This window comes from Spirillospora sp. NPDC049652 (genome assembly GCF_040675125.1).
Taxonomy (GTDB): domain Bacteria; phylum Actinomycetota; class Actinomycetes; order Streptosporangiales; family Streptosporangiaceae; genus Spirillospora.
Genome location: NZ_JBFAOF010000665.1, coordinates 1 through 4,135, shown reverse-complemented (window position 1 = coordinate 4,135; position 4,135 = coordinate 1). Strand labels below are relative to the sequence as shown.

At 73.4% G+C, this 4,135-nt stretch carries 2 protein-coding genes and 2 pseudogenes; all 4 read right to left on the bottom strand.

Annotated elements, in window-relative coordinates:
- A pseudogene (locus AB0J52_RS30190) lies at positions 1–250 on the bottom strand (hypothetical protein); the annotation flags it as partial.
- A complete protein-coding gene (locus tag AB0J52_RS30185; RefSeq protein WP_500186042.1) occupies positions 247–2,427 on the bottom strand; it encodes a hypothetical protein in 2,181 nt (726 codons plus the stop codon). The gene AB0J52_RS30185 and the pseudogene AB0J52_RS30190, both read right to left, overlap by 4 nt.
- Before the next feature lie 2 nt (positions 2,428–2,429).
- Positions 2,430–3,905 carry a lipopolysaccharide biosynthesis protein gene (locus AB0J52_RS30180; protein ID WP_500186041.1) on the bottom strand — a complete coding sequence of 492 codons (1,476 nt, stop codon included), beginning with the start codon at positions 3,903–3,905 and terminating at the stop codon, positions 2,430–2,432.
- Positions 3,902–4,135: pseudogene (locus AB0J52_RS30175) on the bottom strand (hypothetical protein); the annotation flags it as partial. The pseudogene AB0J52_RS30175 and the gene AB0J52_RS30180, both read right to left, overlap by 4 nt.

Below are 4,135 nucleotides of genomic sequence, written 5' to 3'. Positions count from 1 at the left end.
CGGACGGCCTCGGGGGCCGCCGGACGCGGCTCAGGACGGCCAAGACACCGCTCACCAGGACGACGGCCGTCACGCCGCCGAGCGGGCTCCAGGCGTCCGCCATCAGCATGACCTGCGCGGTGGCCGCCAGGACGGCGAACGCGCCCGCCCCGGCGGCGACGAGCCGTCCCAGCGGGTCCAGGTCGGACAGCAGCAACCAGCACCCGGCGGCGGGCGCGGCGAACAGCAGGAGCGCGATCGGCAGGCTCACGAGATCACCAGGAACCTCTCGACGATCACCGCGACGACGCTGAGGAACAGGGGGATCGCGAGCACGGTCAATGGGCGCAGCCGCCACCGCTCGTCCGGCGGCAGCCGCAGCCGGCGCAGCTCGCGGGCGAGCAGGACGCCGAGCAGGACCGGCAGGTAGACCAGGCCCGCCGGCGTCCACGGCGACGAGCGCAGGCCGAGGCCGGACGGCCGCGGGACCGGCGGGTCCGGCGCGGCCGGGGGGTGGCGCAGGCGGTAGACGGCGGCGTCCCGGCTCGCGAAGACGGTCTCGATGCGCGGGTCGGCGGCGAGCGCGGCGCGCATCCGGAGCCCGAAGTCGGGCGCGAGGCCGGCGGTGAGCACCTGGAAGTCCTCGTGGCCGCGGGTCGTCACGAAGAACCCGCCCGGCCCCTGCTCGCGCAGCCGCTGGACGATCTCCGACAAATCGGCCGGATCGCTCCGGTCCGCGATCACCGGGGTGTAGTTGAAGCGCTCGAAATCTCGGTACGACCAGGGCATCACGGGCGTCCCGCCGACCAGGTCGGGGTTGTCAGCGCTCATCCACACCACGCCGATCACGCCCTTGGTCCGCTGCGTCATGACGTCGAACGCGCGGACGTCGTCCGGCCGCACCTGCTCGTACTTCTCGTTGCCGTAGCGGACGGTCAGGAACCCGCCCACCAGCAGCAGCGCGAACACCGACGCCGCCGCCACGGCCGGCCAGTGCCGCCGCGACCCGGTGCGCAGCCACCCGAGCCGCACGCGCACGCGCGGGTCGCGCACCCGGGGAGCGTCGAACGGCGCGGGGAAGAACAGGTAGGCGACCAGCAGGCACGCGGCGGGCAGCATGAAGAAGTAGATGCGCAGCGCGATCTCGCCGCCGTAGTTCTGCAGCCCGAACGACGAGAACGGCACCAGCAGCAGGACGAGCGCGACCCGGTCGTCGATGCCGCGCGCCCGGCGGCGCAGCAGCCCGAGGACGGCGAGGCCCACGACGGCCACCGCGATCAGGATGCGGAGCTGCTGCACGTCGGCGGTCTGCGGGCTGGTCTGGCTGATCCGTCCGCCCGTGCTCTGCTGGACGTTCTGGAACACGTTGCCGAGCCCGCCGAACAGCTCCCCCTTGCGGCTCGACCAGTATCCGACCGTCATGAAGCTGACCCAGGCCGCGTACACGACGCCCGCGATGAACGGCAGCCCGCGCAGGCTGCACCGGCGCACGAGCACCAGGCCCGCGCACGAGGCGGTCATCAGGAACGGGGTGAGCTGGTGCGCGGCCGTCCCGACGACGACCAGCAGGAACAGCAGGCAGAGCAGGACCGTCCGGTCGCGGACGGACGCCTGCGGCGCGGGCAGCTCCCCGGGGTCCTTGGGCCCGAACAGCCAGTTGTACAGGCGCCAGAGGCCGCCCGTGCGGCGCGCGGTGTCCGGTGAGCGGCGGCGTCCGGCGCGGCGCGTCGTCTCGTCGTGGTGGCGGAACCAGTTCACCAGGATCGCCACGAAGAACAGGTAGAGCAGGTACGCGAACGCCTGCGGGGAAAGGTAGTCCTGCCCGACCCAGTTGGCCGCGATGAACAGCCAGGCCGCGAACCACTTCGCCCGCCACGTCGCCCTCAGCACCCGCAGGATCAGCAGGTACGGGACGAGGTACAGCAGGTCGGTGAGCGGTGGAGCCCACTTCAGGACGGGCGAGATGTCGTGCTGGCCCGCGGCCTTCAGCAGGAACGCCGCGAACGCGAAGAAGCCGGCCGTGCTGAACCGGGCGTCCAGGTCCCAGGCGACGGTGTGGGTGCGTTCGATGTACTCGATGAACCCGGCGGTCTGCCAGGCGGTCGGGAACCGCGCCTCGGGCTCCAGCGCCTGCGCCACGCCGTGCAGCGTCGCGATGAGCACCAGGATCTGCGCGGCCAGCAGCACCCGGTGCGGACGCGGCAGCGCGAGCGTCAGCATGAACGACAGGACGATCACCGCCGCGCCCGCGAGCGTCGCGCCCGGGAGCACGCCGACCAGCCCGAAGCCGTCCATCGCGTCGAGGTCCACGTGCCGCAGCGGGGACCAGAACAGCGCCGTGCCGAACACCAGGAGCGCCGCCGCGGCGAGCGTCATCCTCCGGTCGGGGACGGCGGGGAGACGCTGCAGGGGCCCCGCGCGCTCTTCCGGTTCCTGGCGAACCGCCATGCTCAACTGATATCCCGCCCTCCGCCGGCGGGGAAGACGCCCTCCGGCCCGACCGGACCCGCTTGGCCGCCGTGTCCGCCGCTCCCTGTCCCTGCCCCTGCCCCTGGCCGGGGCCTCACCGGGGGCGTCCCTCTGATCACACGCACGAGGCCCGGCAGGACGAAGACGGCGACGACGGTGTTCACGGCGAGGATCGCCAGTCCGATCACGCCCAGATGTCCCGGGTCGATGAGCGGGAACAGCAGCCCCAGCACCCCGAGGAACCGGACGGCCTGCACCGCCGCGATCAGCCGCGTGCGGTTCTCCACCCGCAGGACGCCGATGTACAGCTCGATCAGCGCCTTGGGAAGCACCGCCACCGCGAGGACCTGCAGCAGCGGCGCCCCGCGCGCGGCGTAGTCGTGCCCGAAGAACGCCAGCCCGAAGGGCGCGCCCACCAGGACGACCACCACGACGGGCGGGAGCAGGGTGAGCGTGCGCCGCAGCGCCGCGCGCGCGGACGAGGCGAGCCGTCCGGTGTCGAACGAGCCCTCCACGGTCAGCGACATCGACAGCGTCAGCGCGAGCAGGTCGAGCATCATGCCGAGCGCCCACGCCATCTGGAAGTAGGCGTTGGCGTCCTCGGCCAGGTGCGCCGCGACGATGACCGGGATCAGGCTGATCGACGCGTACTGGAACGCGCCGCCCAGGTACGCGCCCCCGACGTAGCGCCAGATGTCGCGGTAGGTGGGGCGCGGGCCGCGTCCGGAGTTCTCGGCGCGGTGCCGCGGGATCAGCCGTCCGAAGATCAGGTAGCTGACCGGGACGAGCGCGGCCAGCACCGGGACGAACCAGGACAGCGTGACCCCGTCCGCCGGGACCGCGCTCGCGACCGCGACGAGCAGCACGAGCTTGGCCAGCCCGAACGCCACGTTCACGACCGGCACCCAGCCCGCGTGCCGCAGGCCGGTGAACACGCCCTCCTGCTGGTTCCACAGGTTCCACGCGACGGCCATGACCAGGAACCACAGCGCCGAACGCCAGTCGTGCAGGTGCCGGAAGGACGGCCCCCACCACGGCAGCGTCGCGAGGAAGCCGAGTGCGAGCAGCGCCGCGCCGGCCGCGCCCGCCGCGTAGCAGGCCAGCACCAGCGCGCGCGTGTGCCGGGCCGTCTGCGGGATGAACCGGATCAGCAGGAAGTTCAGCATCGTGACGCTGCCGACGAACATGATCGCCTGGATGACGGCCCAGTTGCGGCCCATGTCGTCCGGCGCGTACAGCTTGGCTCCGAGCGCCCAGTAGCCGAGCCCGAGCAGGCCGGTCAGGCCGCCGTTCACCACCAGCGCGTACGCGTTGCGGAACAGCGGATTGGACAGCTCCCGCCGCAGCCATCCGGGCGCCCGCGCCCCGTCCGCCGGGGCCCCGCCCACCAGCGCGCCGTCCGCCGGAACGCCGTTCACCAGCGCGGCGTCGGCGTGCGCCTCACCGGGACCGGTCACGGCCGCTCCTCCCGTCCCGGCCCGGCGGCGGCCGTGCGCGGGCGGGCGCGGACGCCGGAGCGGACGAGCCGGACGCCGTAGCGGGTGCGGCGGACGACGGCGTAGCCGCGCGTCAGGACATGGTCCTTGAGGAAGACCAGGGGAACGCCCCTCCCCTCGACGACGCGGGCGAACGTGCTGGGCGCGGTCGACGCGCGGACGGTCAGGCGGGGCACGGCGAGGGGGTCGGC